General features: G+C 43.5%; 17 protein-coding genes. 10 read left to right on the forward strand and 7 right to left on the reverse strand.

The features are described from left to right. Positions 1-13: 13 nt before the first annotated feature. A complete protein-coding gene (gene plsB, locus F895_RS16855) occupies positions 14-2,560 on the reverse strand; it encodes a glycerol-3-phosphate 1-O-acyltransferase PlsB (protein WP_005238546.1) in 2,547 nt (848 codons plus the stop codon). Positions 2,561-2,859: 299 nt separating this feature from the next. Here plsB and F895_RS16850 point away from each other — a divergent pair, with 299 nt between their 5' ends. Beyond that, positions 2,860-3,732 carry an acyl-CoA thioesterase gene (locus tag F895_RS16850; protein ID WP_005238548.1) on the forward strand — a complete coding sequence of 291 codons (873 nt, stop codon included), beginning with the start codon at positions 2,860-2,862 and terminating at the stop codon, positions 3,730-3,732. A 130-nt stretch (positions 3,733-3,862) separates the two neighbouring features. After that, complete coding sequence (locus F895_RS16845) at positions 3,863-5,104, forward strand: dicarboxylate/amino acid:cation symporter (protein ID WP_005238550.1); 1,242 nt, start codon at positions 3,863-3,865, stop codon at positions 5,102-5,104. A gap of 54 nt (positions 5,105-5,158) precedes the next feature. Here the strand turns inward: F895_RS16845 and F895_RS16840 are convergent, their stop codons facing one another. The 6 genes from F895_RS16840 to F895_RS16815 form a co-directional block, all read right to left on the reverse strand. Next, positions 5,159-6,103, reverse strand: a complete 945-nt coding sequence (locus F895_RS16840; protein WP_005238552.1) for a metal-dependent hydrolase — start codon at positions 6,101-6,103, stop codon at positions 5,159-5,161. 132 nt (positions 6,104-6,235) lie between these two features. Continuing rightward, the gene (gene yihA / locus F895_RS16835) at positions 6,236-7,012 is read right to left on the reverse strand and encodes a ribosome biogenesis GTP-binding protein YihA/YsxC (RefSeq protein ID WP_005238553.1); all 777 of its coding nucleotides are present in this window, start codon (positions 7,010-7,012) and stop codon (positions 6,236-6,238) included. Positions 7,013-7,096: 84 nt separating this feature from the next. Then, positions 7,097-7,549: an RrF2 family transcriptional regulator gene (locus tag F895_RS16830; RefSeq protein WP_005238554.1), complete on the reverse strand. Its 453-nt coding sequence runs from the start codon at positions 7,547-7,549 to the stop codon at positions 7,097-7,099. Between the two features lie 79 nt (positions 7,550-7,628). Next, a complete protein-coding gene (gene hmpA, locus F895_RS16825; RefSeq protein ID WP_005238555.1) occupies positions 7,629-8,840 on the reverse strand; it encodes an NO-inducible flavohemoprotein in 1,212 nt (403 codons plus the stop codon). Between the two features lie 142 nt (positions 8,841-8,982). Continuing rightward, entirely contained in the window at positions 8,983-10,530 is a 1,548-nt protein-coding gene (locus tag F895_RS16820) for a helicase HerA-like domain-containing protein (RefSeq protein WP_005238556.1), read from the reverse strand. Positions 10,531-10,549: 19 nt separating this feature from the next. Continuing rightward, positions 10,550-11,743: a PLP-dependent transferase gene (locus F895_RS16815; RefSeq protein WP_005238557.1), complete on the reverse strand. Its 1,194-nt coding sequence runs from the start codon at positions 11,741-11,743 to the stop codon at positions 10,550-10,552. Positions 11,744-11,910: 167 nt separating this feature from the next. Between F895_RS16815 and F895_RS16810 the strand changes: the two genes are divergently transcribed. The 8 genes from F895_RS16810 (at position 11,911) to rplV (ending at position 16,271) form a co-directional block, all read left to right on the forward strand. Next, complete coding sequence (locus F895_RS16810; RefSeq protein WP_005238558.1) at positions 11,911-12,639, forward strand: type 1 glutamine amidotransferase; 729 nt, start codon at positions 11,911-11,913, stop codon at positions 12,637-12,639. 226 nt (positions 12,640-12,865) lie between these two features. Further along, positions 12,866-13,177, forward strand: coding sequence for a 30S ribosomal protein S10 (gene rpsJ, locus F895_RS16805; protein ID WP_000070912.1), 312 nt, complete (start codon positions 12,866-12,868; stop codon positions 13,175-13,177). 58 nt (positions 13,178-13,235) lie between these two features. Continuing rightward, positions 13,236-13,874 carry a 50S ribosomal protein L3 gene (rplC, locus tag F895_RS16800; protein WP_004657674.1) on the forward strand — a complete coding sequence of 213 codons (639 nt, stop codon included), beginning with the start codon at positions 13,236-13,238 and terminating at the stop codon, positions 13,872-13,874. A gap of 11 nt (positions 13,875-13,885) precedes the next feature. Next, complete coding sequence (rplD, locus tag F895_RS16795) at positions 13,886-14,488, forward strand: 50S ribosomal protein L4 (protein ID WP_004804113.1); 603 nt, start codon at positions 13,886-13,888, stop codon at positions 14,486-14,488. Continuing rightward, positions 14,485-14,805 carry a 50S ribosomal protein L23 gene (gene rplW, locus F895_RS16790; protein ID WP_004641070.1) on the forward strand — a complete coding sequence of 107 codons (321 nt, stop codon included), beginning with the start codon at positions 14,485-14,487 and terminating at the stop codon, positions 14,803-14,805. Before rplD ends, rplW begins: the two co-directional genes overlap by 4 nt. An 11-nt stretch (positions 14,806-14,816) precedes the next feature. Further along, complete coding sequence (rplB, locus tag F895_RS16785; RefSeq protein ID WP_004657675.1) at positions 14,817-15,641, forward strand: 50S ribosomal protein L2; 825 nt, start codon at positions 14,817-14,819, stop codon at positions 15,639-15,641. Positions 15,642-15,654: 13 nt separating this feature from the next. Beyond that, positions 15,655-15,930, forward strand: coding sequence for a 30S ribosomal protein S19 (rpsS, locus tag F895_RS16780; protein WP_004775885.1), 276 nt, complete (start codon positions 15,655-15,657; stop codon positions 15,928-15,930). Between the two features lie 11 nt (positions 15,931-15,941). After that, positions 15,942-16,271 carry a 50S ribosomal protein L22 gene (gene rplV / locus F895_RS16775; protein ID WP_005238559.1) on the forward strand — a complete coding sequence of 110 codons (330 nt, stop codon included), beginning with the start codon at positions 15,942-15,944 and terminating at the stop codon, positions 16,269-16,271.

Genomic DNA, 16,271 nt, shown 5'->3' on the forward strand with positions numbered 1-16,271 from the left:
GCCTTTTTTATGTTTAAGATTTTTTGCGTTTTAAACGACGTTTGGCTTGTTGTGACGCCATGGCTTCTAAGGCTTCTGCCAGTTCTTCATCGCTGAAAGTAGTGATGTGTTGCAGCATTTGTAAGGTGGTTTCATCCAACACCAGTTGAGCACCAGCCGCCATCTCACTGAAGTTATCTTCGTACTCAATAAAGCCTTGTTCATTGTTGCGAATATAATTTTGTTGTGTGAGGACTTTAATAAAGCTTTGGAATAAGGCTTTATCGAAGAATTCAGGTGAGTTGAACTCATACAGTACAGATAGACGTTGACCCAATAAATGACTCAGCTCTTCCACTTGCTTGGTGGAAATATTGCCCGAACCACGTTGTGTGATCAGTGCCAAAGTCATGTAGTAACGCTCTAAACTCTGCTTCACTGGCATCGCCAAGGTCACGAGTTTTTGATGTTCTTCACTATTTGGCGTTGGGCTAAATAAATTGTCTTCATGATCTTGGAAAATCAGACCGATTTTAACTAACGCATCGATATAGCTATCAATTTGCTGCTGTAACTCGCTCGCTTGCCATTTCATGAACAATTCAGCTTTTAAGAACGGATATAAGGTACGAATCACGTTACTTAAATCGTTCTTGTGGATTTTACCGTTATGTTCAACCAGAGAAGCCACCAATGACGGCAATACAAAGGCATGTAAAATATTATTACGGAAATAGGTGAGCAGAACTGCCTGATTATCTTCAATCGCAATAATATCGCCGAGCACATGTTGAACACGTTTAATCAGCTTGAGTTTTAGACCATAGGCCACGATTTCTTTGCCCGATAATGAAGTGACTTGAGTCCGTTCATCGTAGGGTTGTTGAGTGGCTAAATCGCGATAGATATCCAGTTGCTTGGCACAAATCTCTTCATCAAGGGTGTGTTTTGGTGTTGCCAATAAAATGAGAGACAACAATGACACCGGATTAATTACCACAGCACGGTTAATATTTTCTAAAATCAGGTTGGCTGAATTTGCTACAACATTGGAAATTTCTGTTGTGCTTGGCGTCTCATTGACAAGATGTTCAGCATTATTCTGCTTTAAGATGTCATTCAGGAAGACGGGCTCACCAAAGTTGACATGGACTTTACCAAAGATACGCTCAATTTTACGTAAGGTTTTCACGATACCAAAAATCGATTCGGCTTCTTTCGGTTTACCTTGCATTTCACCGACATAAGTCGACCCTTCCATGAGACGCTCGTAACCAATATAGGTAGGAACAAATACGATTGGTTTGGCTGGGCCACGTAAATGACCTTGGATGGTCATGGCCAACATGCCTGTTTTGGGTGGCAATAAGCGACCTGTACGTGAACGTCCCCCTTCAATAAAGTACTCAATAGGGGTGTTGCGAGATAAAATGCTGTATAAATATTCTTTGAATACAGAAGTATAAAGTGCATTGCCACGGAAAGAACGGCGAATAAAGAAGGCACCGCCACCACGCAATAACTGACCTACAAAGGGTAGATTCAGGTTATCACCCGCAGCAATGTATGGAATCATCAAACCGCGTTTATAAATAACATAGGACAATAATAAATAGTCGATATGGCTACGATGGCAAGGGGTGTAGACAATTTCGTAGTCTTTGGCTAATTCACGAATGGTACTGAAGTTATGTACTTCAACGCCGTCATAGAGTTGCGTCCATAAACGGGTTAAGGCCATATCGGCAAAACGGACAGCGGACGCAGAGTAGTCCGATACAATTTCATTGACATAACCAATGGCACGGCGTTCAGCTTCAAGCATGCTAATTTTATGCTGAATGCTTTCACGGCGAATGGCATCTTGTACCTCAGGTGACTTCACTACCGATTGCATCACGTTACGGCGGTCTGACAAGTCCGGACCAAGCACGACTTCACGTTGTTGATCTAAATAGGTGTCTAAAGAGCTTGCAATGTAGGTTGCTGGTGAAACATTTGGATGATTGGTCTTGGCATAATCTACCAACTCACGTAAAGATTGTGCTTCATGAAACTCTAAATAAGACTGGCGACCATGCAGGCCGATGTTCATGAGTTGTTTGACTGTGCCTGGTGTTGCCCAAGTATCGGAGAAAAGTAATTTGAACCAAGAATCTTCCTTATCTGGAGAGCGTCCCCACAGTACGGTGACGGGAACCAGTTCAATATCAATCTCAGGGTTTTGCTCAAGTGCTTCAACCAGTTGCAATAAACGGGGAGGAAAGGTTTGGGTATTAAAAAAATTATTTTCGTTATGATGTAAAAAAAGAACTGAGTTTTTTTCCTGATAGCTGCCAAAACTTAAGGGGTCTAGCGCAGGTTTTAAATGCAGCCGACGGGTTTCACCATCCACCACCAAGGCATTACTGCGTGAATAATTTTGTAAAACATAGCAAACGAGTTTATTTGAATCGGTTGTGTTTTGCTCTGTTGAGGTGGATTCTGCAGGAACTTCACCAAGAACATGTGGGGTTACCACAAGGTCAAGTAACTTACTCGAAAGTTGGCGATACATTTGACCAAATCCAGTCTTGGACATTACAAACTCCTAAATAATAATCCTGACAGCAAGTCATGATGAACACGACATTCTGCGATATTCTTACATGAAACGGTATGTTATTTTCTGACAAAATATAGCGTATTTGGTAGATTTTATCGTTAAAAATCGTATTTTTAGCGGTTATAAATAAAGATTGGGATTGTGAATGCATCATTAACGTGACGCATCAATCATTTTATCCTGATCATTGTGCTTTGAATTTGTGGCACAATCAAAATTATCAACCCTGAAAGGAATTGGTTGATCTCTCCTCATTGATGTTGGAAGACTATTACATGAATGCGTTAACTCAAGAATTGGTAGAACTGTTGACTCTGGAAAAGCTGGAAGAGCATATTTTTCGAGGCAATAGCCGCAATTTGGTAGGCAAGCGAGTATTCGGTGGACAGGTGCTTGGACAGGCCTTGAGAGCAGCGTCATATACTACAGATCGTCCTGCACACTCTTTACATGCCTATTTTTTGTATGGCGGCGATGTCAATGCACCGATTATTTATGAAGTTGATCCGCTTCGTGATGGAAAGAGTTTTGCCAGTCGACAAGTTCGTGCGATTCAACATGGCCGAACCATTTTTTCTGCAATGGTATCTTTTGCCAATCAGGAAGAAGGGCTGAACTACCAGCATAAAGAGCCAGAATATCCTGCACCTGAAGCATTGAAGTCTGAAAAAGAGCTGAAAGAAAGTCTGATCAATTTCGTGCCTGAAAATGTGCGTGCCAGTTTTATGCGTGAACGTCATGTAGAAATTAGGCCGACGCAGTTGATTAATCCGTTTCAGCCACAGCCTGAAGCACCGTTTTATGCGCATTACATTCGGACTCATGACGCGATTCCGCAGGATCTGGATGAGATCTCTCTGCATCAAGCTATTGTTGCTTTCTACTCTGATTTTACCTTGATGACCACGGCATTGCGTCCACATGGACTATCTTGGATTTCACCGAATTTACAATGTGCCAGCATTGATCACACCATTTATTTCCATCGTCCACTACGTGCCGATGAATGGATGCTTTACGATATGGAGGCAACCATCAGTGCCAGTTCCCGTGGCTTGAACTTTGGGCGGATGTGGCAAAATGGGCAGTTGGTGTGTAGTACCGTACAAGAAGGTTTGATTCGGCTTAGAGAAATTGAAACCCAGTGAAAAAATGAATCAACACTAAAGCCATCATTCTGATGGCTTTTTTTATCATAAGGATGTGACAAAAAATTGCTCGATTCTTCAACATGAGCATGCCATAGTACGGCTAAGTTACAACGCTTTATCGCATAAAATGAATTTAAATACGCAAATTTTAATTGCAGCTATACTTGGCGTGGCCTTTGGTTTTCTATTGTTGGCCTATCCCCAGACTGCATTTGTTGATCACAGTCTCTATGGCTTGGGTATTTTAAGTAGCATTTTCATTGGCTTGTTGAAAATGCTGCTGGTTCCCCTGATTTTTAGCTCGATTGTGGTTGGCGTTTCCAACTTACAGGCGGGTGGGCAATTCGGCCGAGTCTGGAAGATTACCGCATTAAGTTGTTTTACCACCACGACCTTGGCTTTAATTCTGGGAATTAGTTGTGCGCATCTGTTTGAAGTGGGCAAGGGTGTGGATATTCAATTATTCCAAGCCGCGATGGACAGTCATCAAACCCCTGACACGCTAACACCGTCGAGTTTCTTCACCACCTTTATCCAGAATACCTTAATTAATCCGTTTAAGGCCTTTAGTGATGGCAATGTGCTGGCGGTGGTAGTATTTGCCTTGTTTGTGGGTGTAGCTTTGGTCAAAGGCGGCGAGCGTTTTGTTCTGGTACGTAACATCAGCCAACAATTCTTTGACATCATGATGATGCTGGTCGGCTGGGTGATGAAACTTGCGCCGATTGGTATTTTTGCTTTACTGGCAAAGTTGATTGCCACTGAAGATTTGTCGGTGTTGAGCCGCTTGGTTGAATTTGCTGCGGTGGTGACAGGTACAACCATTTTTCATGGCGTCGTGGTGTTGCCAGCCTTGTTGTGGATTTTTGGGCGCATGAATCCCCTTACTTTTTTTAGAGGGGCGAGAGCCGCCTTGGTCACGGCTTTTGCCACCAGTTCCAGTTCTGCCACCATGCCGTTGAGTATGAAGTGCGCGCAGGAAAATTTGGGCGTGCGTCCACAAACTGCGGGCTTTGTCATTCCCTTAGGCACGCAGCTAAATATGGATGGAACAGCATTGTATGAGGCAGCAGCAGCGTTATTTATTGCCAATTTAATGGGTTTGGACTTAAGCCTGACCCAACAACTGATTGTCTGTTTAACCGCCATGATTGCATCCTTAGGCGCACCGGGGATTCCAAGTGCGGGAATGGTCACCATGATCATGGTGCTACAGTCGGTGGGTCTACCTGCGGAAGCGATTGCAATTTTACTGCCGATTGATCGTGTGCTTGATACGGTACGCACCGTGGTCAATGTACAAGGCGATATGATGATTAGTGTTGTGGTTGATCGTTATGCCAAGAAAGCTGAAGCAGAATCCAGTTGATTGGATGCAATAAAAAAAAGCAGGAAATCACTCCTGCTTTTTTATATTTAAGACTTAAGCGGCTTGCTGTAAAGCGCGTTTTGCAGCAGGTGAATTGTTGAGATAATTCACAGCATCCTGCGTATTGCCTTCTTTGACCGGGTCATACCATGGCATCAGGTAGTCTAACTGTTGTGCCACCAACCATGCCGGGCCGGGTAAAATCTTGGCGTCTTGCAAAGCGATCTTTGACCACTCAATCCAGATCCAAGGCTTAAACACACTTGGTTTTTTCGCTGCAAAGCGTGGATCTTGGCTCATGATATGTGCTGCACCATCGACCCAGAGGCCAAGTACACCAATAATCACAGCAACACTCAGGTAATAACGGGCGATATAACCACCACCTAAATGACGGTAAAGGTCAAATGCAACGGTACGGTGTTCGATCTCTTCAGAACCATGCCACTTGATTAGATCAAGCATTTCAGGGTCAGCCCCCAGTTCTTGCCAGCGTTTGTTGTACAGCGCATATTTACCCAGTACACAGGTCATATGCTCAACGGTTGCAATCACACCCAGACGGAATAAATCCCATTGATGCTCCAGTGCTTTTGGAATCTCTTTATCAAAGGGCTTGTCAGCTAAGACTTTGGTAAACAGAAAATCCATGATGTCGAGATTACGCTGAATATCGATATTACGTTTACTGAGATATTCTTTATTGGCTGAAGTATGTGCAACTGCATGCATCGCTTCCTGACGAATAAAGGCTTGGACATCTTGCTTTAATTTTTCATCAGTAATTTCAGGGAGGACTTTGTTATATAAACGACAAAACCAAAATTCACCAGCAGGTAAGATATTGTTAATTTCATTAATAAAATAGCTGGCAAAAGGCTGGTGAGGAATCCAATCCACTGGTGTGTTTTCCCAGTCAAATTTTACTTTGCGTGGGAGGATTTTATAGTCAATCGAAGAACCAAGAACTTTGTTCTTCACAAATGATAGTAATTTCATTGTTATTTAGTCCTAATCGATAGTGCAATAAACCAACACTAAGCAGTATATGAAAACTACCTAGTGTTTGTGTTTAGCAATTCGGGACAATTAAAAATTATTTTGTGCATCAAGTTGCATAAAATGCATTTTTTACTCTTCTAGATCAGTTTCTGAAGCTTCAGCAATCTGATCAAGGTTAAATTCAGCCGGTTGATCAAGAGTGAAGTTCAAGCGACCAGCCATCACACTTGCCAACTCTTCTAGCCCGATACGATTGAGCGAAGAGAACAGTTGAATAGAGAAATCAAGTTTCATCTTTTTCAACTGCTGTTTCACTTCTAACAAGACTTTATTGGCTGGGCCACGGTTCAGCTTATCCGCTTTGGTGAGCAGGATATGCACAAATAAATGACGTGAATGTGCCCATTCCAGCATCATCAAGTCAAAGTGCTGTAATGGATGACGGATATCCATTAATAACACCAAGCCTTGTAAGCTCTTACGATGAATTAAATAATTTTCCAGCTCTTTCTGCCAAACAATTTTCATGGCCTCAGGAACTGCGGCATAGCCATAACCCGGTAAGTCGACCAAGCGCTGATCAGGATTGCCTAAACTAAAAAAGTTGATCATTTGGGTACGACCAGGTTTTTTAGAGGCACGTGCCAATTGCTTTTGATTGGTTAAAGTATTGATCGCACTTGATTTACCTGCATTGGAACGACCAGCGAAGGCGATTTCATAACCTGTATCTTCTACGCATAAAGCCAGTTTCGGCGCACTCATCAAAAATTCAGCTTGGCGTAACCACGTTAAAGACTGAACTGCATATTCAGTTAACGCAGGATCAGCCTTTTTTTCATAACTGATTTTTTGTTTAGGTGCGAGTTTGGCTTTGGTGTCTTTCGATTTTTCACTGCGACGCATAGAAGCTTACTTTTGAATAGAAATAGCAACGACCATTATAAAGGATGTGGGGCATTCGTGCGAACCCTCATCTGCATAGACGGTTTAAGCTTTTTGAATCAGTTCTAAAAAGTCGATATTTGAGCGGGTTGAAGAGGGTAGAATACCGTGTTGTACCACTTCGCCGAGCGTATATTGATCCAGACTCTGATAAAAACATTCGAGTGCCTGATCTAAAATACCTTTCAGTCCACAGTTGGCTCGAAGGACACAGGGAGGGGTATTGCACTCAACAATTTGATGGTTACCTTGTAAGGTTCGGACAATTTCACCGAGTTTCAAATTCTTGGCTTCTGGATTTAACCTTAAACCACCGCCTTTACCACGGATGGTGACAATCCAGTGTTGTTTCCCCATGAAGTGCACCACTTTCACCAAGTGATTTTGCGACACATGCAAATCTTCAGCAATATCTGCAATCGTGTACGGTACATCACTCGGGCGAGCGACATACATCAGAATTCTGAGTGCATAATCAGTAAATTTATTGAGTTGCATGGGATTTCACTCAATTGATTGCTTAAAATAGAAAGGGCCAGTCTAACATAGACGGGCCCTCTGCAAAACGTCGCGTGAATTAGCTGAGCTTCACACCACCGGTACCAAAGGCTTCACTGTGAATATTGGCCGCAGGAATACCTCGTGCAACCAGTGCCTGATGTTGTGCTGCCATAAATGGCATTGGGCCACATAAATAATAGTCGGCATTGCTTGGTAATAAGGCTGCATCCATCGTGCTTAAATCAAGCCGGCCAGCAGCATCATAATCTTGACCCAATACATCTTCTGCATGTGGGAATTCATAGGCCGTGAAGGTACTTAAACGAGGGTATTTGGCTTTAACCTCTTCAATGTGTTTCTTCATGGCATGCACTTGGCTGCTACGACAGGCGTGAATGAAGTTAACGGGTTGTGGTAGATCCAGAGTCACCAACTGATTCAGCATGGCAATCATTGGAGTAAGGCCCACACCGCCACTGATAAAGACATTGCGTTTAGTACTGTCAATCAGATAGAAGTTACCTGTGGGTGCCGATACTTCAATCTCTGAACCTTCAGCTAAACTGTGTAAAGTGCTAGATACCCAGCCCCCTGCAAGCTCACCTTTTTCATCTTCACGTTTCACCGAGATACGTAAATAATCCGCTTGTGGGCTGGTTGATAGCGTGTACTGACGCGGTTGTCTTAAGTTTAATTCAGGGACAAACACGCGAACTGAAATATATTGGCCTGCTTCGTAGTGCGGTAATGCGCCGCCATCGACAGGTGCTAAATAGAAAGAGGTGATTTCATTGCTTTCTACGACTTTTTTGGCAATCTTGAAATTACGCCAGCCTAACCAACTGCCTTTCGCTTGTTGGTGTTGATCATAAATCGCTTTTTCAGTGCTGATAAATAAATCTGCCAATTGGCCATAAGCGGCAGCCCAAGCTGCGATCAATGGATCTTCCATCGAGATGCTGAGTACCTCACTGATTGAATGCAGCAGGTTTTCACCGACAATACCGTAATCAGGAGCTTGAATATTCAAGCTCACATGTTTATGTGCAATCATTTCAACCACAGGCAATAGTACCGAAGGGTCTTCGATATTTTCAGCATAAGCCAACACAGCGCCAGCCAATGCCTGTGCTTGAGCACCGCTACGCTGATGACCCATATTAAAGGTTTCTTTTAATTCGGGATGATTGCCTAACATACGGTTATAAAAGTATCCAGTCAGCGCAACACCATTTTCACGCAGAACAGGAACAGTGGCTTTTACTAGGTCAATTTGCTGCGGAGTCATGTTTGATCTCTCTTGGCGATTGCTTATAAGATGTATTTAAAATACATCTTATAAGGTGTATTTGCAATGCATATTTAAATAAAAGCCATAAAAAAATTAAGGGATATTAAAATATCCCTTAATTTTTAGAAAGATAAGGTTTTTATTTACCAAATAGTGAACCCAGTAAACCACGTACAATTTTCTGTCCTGTAGTGCCACCTAGGCTGCGTGCAGCGCTTTTGGCAAAAGTTCCGACGATATCTTGAGTGAGCTTGTCCCGATCACGTTGGGATTTTTCAGCAGCTTTTTGTTGCTCGCGCGCAAAACGTTCTTGTTCTTTGGCTTGTTGCTTGGCCAAAGCATCCTGTTCTTTACTTTGCTGTTTGGCTAATGCGTCGGCCTCTTGTTGTTGAGACTGTTGCAGTACTTTCTTTTGCAGCATTTCATAGGCACTGTCTCGATCTACTGCTTGATCATAGACCCCTGCGACAATACTTTGTCCAATAATCACTTGGCGCTCTTCTGGAGTAATTGGCGTAAATGAAGAGTAAGGGGGCATCACCCAGCCGCGTTCCACGATTTGTGGTGTTCCTTGTTCATCAAGGCAGCTAATCAAGGCTTCACCGACTGCGAGTTCGGTAATCGCTTGATCGACTTTAAACTCAGGATTGGCGCGGAAAGTATCGGCTGCAGTTTTGACTGCTTTTTGATCTTTGGGGGTGAAGGCGCGTAAGGCGTGTTGTATGCGATTCCCCAATTGTCCTAAAACGCTTTCTGGCAGATCCAGTGGGTTCTGGGTAATAAAATAAATCCCTACACCTTTAGAACGGATCAGGCGGACCACTTGTTCAATCTTTTGCTGTAAGGCTGGGCTGGCATTATCAAACAATAGGTGGGCTTCATCAAAGAAGAACACTAACTTCGGTTTGTCCATATCGCCGACTTCAGGGAGTTGCTCAAACAGTTCCGACATCATCCACAATAGGAAGGTGGCATACAGCTTCGGGGTGTTCATCAACTTATCAGCAGCGAGAATGTTGATATAGCCATGACCATTGCTATCGGTTTGAATGAAATCGAGGATATTCAGGCTTGGCTCGCCAAAGAACTGTTCACCACCTTGATCGCCTAAAGCCAGTAAATTACGTTGGATTGCACCCAAACTGGCAGGAGAGAGGTTGCCATATTCTGCTTTAAGCTCAGAGGCGTTTTCACTGACGTAGCTCAGCATGGATTTAAGGTCTTTGAAGTCAATCAGCAGTAGACCTTGATCATCGGCAATTCGAAATACAGCTGAAAGCACACCTTCTTGGGTGTCATTCAGATTCAGCATTTGTGCCAAAAGAAGAGGGCCGATTTCTGAAATGGTGGTGCGAATCGGATGACCTTGCTGACCAAATAAATCCCAAAAAATGACAGGCGCAGCGGCAAAAGGAATGGATTCTATCTGCAGGCTTTTTAAGCGCTCATCAAACTTGGGATTGCTGCTACCTGCTTTGGCAAGGCTGGAGACATCGCCTTTGGCGTCAGCAAGAAAAACAGGGACACCGAGACGAGAAAAACTTTCGGCCATGACTTTGAGTGTGACGGTTTTACCCGTTCCTGTGGCACCCGCAATCAGGCCGTGTCGGTTTGCAAATTTAGAATGCAAAACAATATCTTGTGTCGTATCTGTGGTTTTTTTAGCAATAACGATTGGTGTACTCATTCTTCACCTGTTTCTAATTTCATTCGAGCTGTTTTAGTGCGTTTTGGATATCTTGAATTAAATCTTCTGGATGTTCTAGTCCTATACAGAAGCGAACCAATAAACCTTGTTGTAAATGTGTATTCTCTAATGTGCGTATCTGTTTGAGGTCATACAGCATGACTAGACTAACGGGGCCGCCCCAACTAAACCCAAGTTTAAATAGTCTTAAGTTGTCACAGAATTTTCGAATTGCAGCAAGATCATATTCAGCTTTGAAAATGACACTGACCAAACCTGCACTTTTGCCTGTGGTACAAATCTCGCTCCAGAATGAATGGCCTGCTGCATCTGCTGAGCTCGGATGTAAAACCTGACTGAACTGAGGTTGTTGCTTGAGCCAATCAAGCAGGAGCTGCGCATTCTGAGCTTGTTGCTCATAACGTAAAGACATATGTGCCAGACTGCGCTGAATCTGTGCAGCATCATCCCCTGAAATTGCAATGCCTTGAATCGCATGCATGCGAAACAGTCTGTGATGGAGTGCTTGGTCACGGGTCACGACTGAGCCCATCAGGATATCCCCCCCGCCACTTGGGTATTTGGTCAGTGCATGCACGGTGATGTCTACGGACAGATGCTCATCTGAAAAATCAAAGGCATTAAATGCCAGCCCAGCGCCCCAGGTATTGTCCAGTGCGGTGAGTACCTTGGCTTGTTGGGCTTTTTTTACCAAGTTTTTTAAATCGGGAAATTCGAGTGTGACCGATCCTGCTGCTTCGAGCCAGATCAGTTTGGCTTTTTCGGTCGGTTGAAAACTGTCAGCGTCAACAGGGTTGTATATTTTAACCGTGATGCCATAACGGTCTTGCAAGTTGTTTAAATGTTCCAGATTGGGGCCATAGATGTTGTCTGCCACCCAGACCTCATCACCCGAATTTAAAATTGCACTATTCACGAGATTAATCGCGGATAAACCACTCGGTGCAAGCAGGCAATAACGCCCGCCTTCAATTTGGGCAATATTGTCCCCTAAAGTAAAGGTGGTTGGTGTGCCATGGGTACCATAACTATAGTCATAAGCATCAGTCCAATGACGATCAAAAAGGTGCGCTGTGCTTTTAAAAATAATCGTCGATGCACGAAATAGGGGAGGTTGAATGGTTTCAATGTATTGAGGAGCTTGTCTAGGTGCATGAATCAACTGGGTTTGTACTTTATTGTGTGTTGTCATAGGGCAGAATCAAGTCAAGATAATGAGTTAGGTTAAGAGAAAATTGGACAGGCGACTAGTACTTTGCTGCTTTTGTGCTGAATCGTTACAGATTAAAGCAATCGTTAAAAACTGGCTTTATTTTTGCTAAGACTAATCATCATTCTAACGATAATAGGTTTTAGCGAATGAAGTCGCATTTAAGAGTACATTATTTTCAGCACATTGCTGGCGAAGGTTTTGGCAGTTGTTATGACTATTTGAAAGCACATCAAGCAAAAATTACCGCAACTGAATTTTTTGCCTTACCCGTTGATTTGCCATTGGAACTGGAAGCCCTGCCACGTGTAGATGAGGTTGATCTACTGATTATTATGGGGGGAACCATGAGTGTGAATGATGAGGTAAATTATCCTTGGTTGAGATTGGAAAAGAGATGGCTGCGCCGATATTTGGCAGCAGGCAAACCTGCGATTGGCCTGTGTTTGGGTGCGCAGTTGATCGCAAATGCGTTGGGAGCGGCAGTGGGTCGTAACCCTCATCAGGAATTGGGCTGGATGGATGTTGGACGTGCTTCACACGTACCAGACGACTATTTTCAGATTCCGGAACGGTTGAATATTTTACAATGGCATAGTGAGACCTTTGAAATCCCGAAAGGTGGAATTCGTCTGGCGGAGAATAAAGTATGCCGCAATCAAATGTATCAAATTGGACGGAATGTATTGGGATTTCAGTTTCATCCGGAAATGACGCCCCATGCATTGGCCTTGTTAATTGAAAATGAAGAAGAGATGGCTGTTTTTAATGGCGCATATGTGCAGCCGATGTCTGAATTAAAAAGAACTTTGAAAAATAAATTTGAGCAAGGCAATCGTTTGTTGAATCAGGCAATTGATTATGTCGTGAGTGCTTGAACGGAGAAAATGCTTAAAAAATGAAAAGAGGAATTGCATAAGACTTAAACAATCGTTATAATGGGCGACCCTCAAATGGAGGGCGTTCACTACGAAGAAAGTAGTCAACGCATTACAGTCGTGGCATCGATCACGACCATAGTGATTTTCACTGCCCTTGACACTTACCAAAAGGTGAGGTGCGTCATGGGTGATTCTTTATATATTTGGCTTGGAGTTTACTGGTATGTCTAACCAGAGAATTCGTATCCGTTTGAAGTCTTTTGATCATCGTCTGATTGATCAATCTGCTCAAGAGATCGTAGAAACCGCTAAGCGTACTGGCGCACAAGTGTGTGGTCCAATCCCGATGCCTACTCGCATCGAACGCTTCAACGTTCTTACTTCACCACACGTCAACAAAGACGCTCGTGACCAGTATGAAATCCGCACTTATAAACGTTTGATCGACATCGTTCAACCAACAGATAAAACTGTTGATGCATTGATGAAGTTAGATCTTGCTGCTGGTGTAGATGTTCAGATCGCTTTGGGTTAAGGCTTTCGGTTGATTAACTTTTAAGTTAATTAGGCCGCTTTATTAGAGGTTTATGCACATGGCTATTGGTTTAGTCGGTCGCAAATGTGGTATGACTCGCGTCTTTACAGATGCTGGTGTATCTGTACCTGTTACAGTTATCGAAGTCGATCCAAACCGCATTACGCAAATCAAAACACTTGAAACTGATGGTTATCAAGCAATTCAAGTAACTACTGGTGAACGTCGCGAATCGCGCGTAACTAACGCTCAGAAAGGTCACTTCGCGAAAGCGGGTGTTGCTGCTGGTCGTTTAGTTAAAGAGTTCCGTGTTACTGAAGCTGAGCTTGAAGGCCGTGAAGTGGGTGCTTCTATCGGTGTTGATTTGTTCACAGTTGGTCAAATTGTTGACGTAACTGGTCAATCAAAAGGTAAAGGTTTCCAAGGTGGTGTTAAGCGTTGGAATTTCCGTACGCAAGATGCTACTCATGGTAACTCTGTATCTCACCGTGTATTAGGTTCTACAGGTCAAAACCAGACACCTGGTCGCGTGTTCAAAGGCAAGAAAATGGCTGGTCACTTAGGTGACGAACGCGTAACAGTTCAAGGTCTTGAAATCGTATCTATTGACGCTGAACGTTCTGTTTTAGTTGTTAAGGGTGCTATTCCTGGTTCAACTGGCGGTGACGTTATCGTACGTCCTACCATCAAGGCCTGAGGGGAAATACTGTGAATTTAAAAACTGTTTCCGGCTCTGCTGTTGAATTGTCTGAAGTTGCTTTCGGACGTGAATTTAACGAAGCTCTTGTACACCAAGTTGTTACAGCTTACTTAGCTGGTGGTCGTCAAGGTACTCGTGCTCACAAATCACGTGCAGATGTTTCTGGCGGTGGTAAAAAGCCATTCCGTCAAAAAGGTACTGGTCGCGCTCGTGCGGGTTCTATTCGTAGCCCGATCTGGGTAGGTGGTGGTAAAACTTTTGCTGCTCGCCCACAAGATTGGTCTCAAAAAGTAAACCGTAAGATGTATCGCGGTGCAATGCAATGTATCTTAGCTGAACTTGTTCGCCAAGATCGTCTTGTATTAGTTGAAGAGTTTGCTGTTGCAGCTCCAAAAACTAAAGACTTGCTTGCAAAACTTACAGACTTGAATGCAACTCGCGCATTGATCATTACAGATGCTGTAGATGAGAACTTGTATCTCGCAGCTCGCAACCTTCCACACGTTGATGTGGTTGATGCTACTGCTATTGATCCTGTTAGCTTGATCGCATTTGATAAAGTTGTAATGTCTGTAGCTGCTGCTAAGAAAATTGAGGTAGAACTCGGATGAACAACGAACGTATCTATCAAGTCCTATTAGGACCAGTATTCTCAGAAAAAGCACAAGTTTTAGGTGATACTGCTGGTGTTCAGGTGTTCAAAGTTGCATTAAATGCAAACAAACTTGAAATCAAAAAAGCAGTTGAGCAACTCTTCGGTGTTGAAGTTGTAAAAATCAATACAACGATCACTAAAGGTAAAACAAAACGCTTTGGTAAAACATTAGGACGTCGTTCTGATGTGAAAAAAGCATACGTCACCCTGAAAGCTGGCCAAGATGTAGAAATGGCTGACTTGGGCGATACCGCTGAAAACGCAGCGGAATAAGGACGAGAATTATGCCAATTCAAAAATGTAAGCCAACGTCTCCAGGACGTCGCTTTGTAGAGAAAGTGGTTCATGACCATCTTCACAAAGGCGCGCCTTATGCACCGTTGGTAGAAGCTAAAAAACGTACTGGTGGTCGTAATAACAATGGTCACATCACTACACGTCACGTGGGTGGTGGTCATAAGCAAAACTACCGTATTGTTGACTTTAAACGTAACAAAGATGGTATTCCAGCGACTGTAGAGCGCATCGAATACGATCCTAACCGTACAGCTCATATTGCTTTGTTGAAATATGCTGACGGTGAACGTCGTTACATCATTGCACCTAAAGGCTTACGTGCTGGTGATAAAGTTCAATCTGGTAACGATGCTCCAATTCGTCCAGGTAACTGCTTGCCACTTCGCAACATGCCAATCGGTTCTACCCTTCATAACCTTGAACTTAAAATCGGTAAAGGTGCTCAATTAGCACGTTCTGCTGGTACTTCAGTTCAATTGTTGGGTCGTGATGGTTCTTACGCTATCGTTCGTTTACGTTCTGGTGAAATGCGTAAAGTCCATGTTGAATGTCGCGCTGTTATTGGTGAAGTTTCTAACCAAGAAAGCAACCTTCGTTCATTGGGTAAAGCTGGTGCTGCGCGCTGGCGCGGTGTTCGTCCTACCGTTCGTGGTATGGCGATGAACCCAGTAGATCACCCGCATGGTGGTGGTGAAGGGCGTAGCAAAGGTATTCAACCTGTAAGCCCATGGGGTCAAAAAGCTAAAGGGTACAAGACACGTACCAATAAGCGTACGACTAAGATGATTATTCGCGACCGTCGCGTCAAGTAAGGGAATCTGAATAATGCCTCGTTCATTAAAAAAAGGTCCATTCGTCGACGCGCATTTGTTCGCTAAGGTTGAAGCTGCTGTAGCTGCTAACAACCGTAAGCCGATCAAAACTTGGTCACGTCGTTCAATGATCCTTCCAGACTTTGTTGGTTTAACAATTTCTGTTCACAATGGCCGTAACCACGTTCCAGTAATTGTTACTGAACACATGGTTGGTCATAAATTGGGTGAATTCGCGCCAACTCGTACCTATCGTGGTCACGGTGTTGATAAGAAGTCTAAACGTTAATAGGTGCTATGATGGAAGTTACTGCTAAATTACGCGGTGCCGCTATCTCGGCACAAAAAGCACGTTTAGTTGCTGATTTGATCCGTGGTAAGTCGGTTGCGCGAGCGCTAGACATTTTAAACTTCAGCAACAAGAAAGCAGCTGTGCTCGTTAAAAAAGCACTTGAATCTGCAATCGCGAATGCTGAACACAACAACAGCTTAGATGTTGATGACCTTAAAGTAAGTACGATTTACGTTGATGAAGGCATGAGCCTTAAACGTATCATGCCACGCGCTAAAGGCCGTGCAGATCGTATTACTAAGCGTACTTGTCACATCACCGTTAAGGTAGGGGTTTGA

This window comes from Acinetobacter sp. CIP 64.2, assembly GCF_000369645.1.
Taxonomy (GTDB): Bacteria; Pseudomonadota; Gammaproteobacteria; order Pseudomonadales; family Moraxellaceae; genus Acinetobacter.

What these genes read in the sequence shown, in the direction of transcription:
- yihA (WP_005238553.1), bottom strand. Translation starts at nt 7,012, where the DNA reads ATGCGTCGCAGTGAAAAATCGAAAGACACCAAAGCCAAACTCGCACCT.
- F895_RS16810 (WP_005238558.1), top strand. Translation starts at nt 11,911, where the DNA reads ATGAAGTCGCATTTAAGAGTACATTATTTTCAGCACATTGCTGGCGAA.
- F895_RS16845 (WP_005238550.1), top strand. Translation starts at nt 3,863, where the DNA reads ATGAATTTAAATACGCAAATTTTAATTGCAGCTATACTTGGCGTGGCC.
- plsB (WP_005238546.1), bottom strand. Translation starts at nt 2,560, where the DNA reads ATGTCCAAGACTGGATTTGGTCAAATGTATCGCCAACTTTCGAGTAAG.
- F895_RS16850 (WP_005238548.1), top strand. Translation starts at nt 2,860, where the DNA reads ATGAATGCGTTAACTCAAGAATTGGTAGAACTGTTGACTCTGGAAAAG.
- F895_RS16840 (WP_005238552.1), bottom strand. Translation starts at nt 6,103, where the DNA reads ATGAAATTACTATCATTTGTGAAGAACAAAGTTCTTGGTTCTTCGATT.
- rpsS (WP_004775885.1), top strand. Translation starts at nt 15,655, where the DNA reads ATGCCTCGTTCATTAAAAAAAGGTCCATTCGTCGACGCGCATTTGTTC.
- hmpA (WP_005238555.1), bottom strand. Translation starts at nt 8,840, where the DNA reads ATGACTCCGCAGCAAATTGACCTAGTAAAAGCCACTGTTCCTGTTCTG.
- F895_RS16820 (WP_005238556.1), bottom strand. Translation starts at nt 10,530, where the DNA reads ATGAGTACACCAATCGTTATTGCTAAAAAAACCACAGATACGACACAA.
- rplW (WP_004641070.1), top strand. Translation starts at nt 14,485, where the DNA reads ATGAACAACGAACGTATCTATCAAGTCCTATTAGGACCAGTATTCTCA.
- F895_RS16815 (WP_005238557.1), bottom strand. Translation starts at nt 11,743, where the DNA reads ATGACAACACACAATAAAGTACAAACCCAGTTGATTCATGCACCTAGA.
- F895_RS16830 (WP_005238554.1), bottom strand. Translation starts at nt 7,549, where the DNA reads ATGCAACTCAATAAATTTACTGATTATGCACTCAGAATTCTGATGTAT.
- rplB (WP_004657675.1), top strand. Translation starts at nt 14,817, where the DNA reads ATGCCAATTCAAAAATGTAAGCCAACGTCTCCAGGACGTCGCTTTGTA.
- rplC (WP_004657674.1), top strand. Translation starts at nt 13,236, where the DNA reads ATGGCTATTGGTTTAGTCGGTCGCAAATGTGGTATGACTCGCGTCTTT.
- rpsJ (WP_000070912.1), top strand. Translation starts at nt 12,866, where the DNA reads ATGTCTAACCAGAGAATTCGTATCCGTTTGAAGTCTTTTGATCATCGT.
- rplV (WP_005238559.1), top strand. Translation starts at nt 15,942, where the DNA reads ATGGAAGTTACTGCTAAATTACGCGGTGCCGCTATCTCGGCACAAAAA.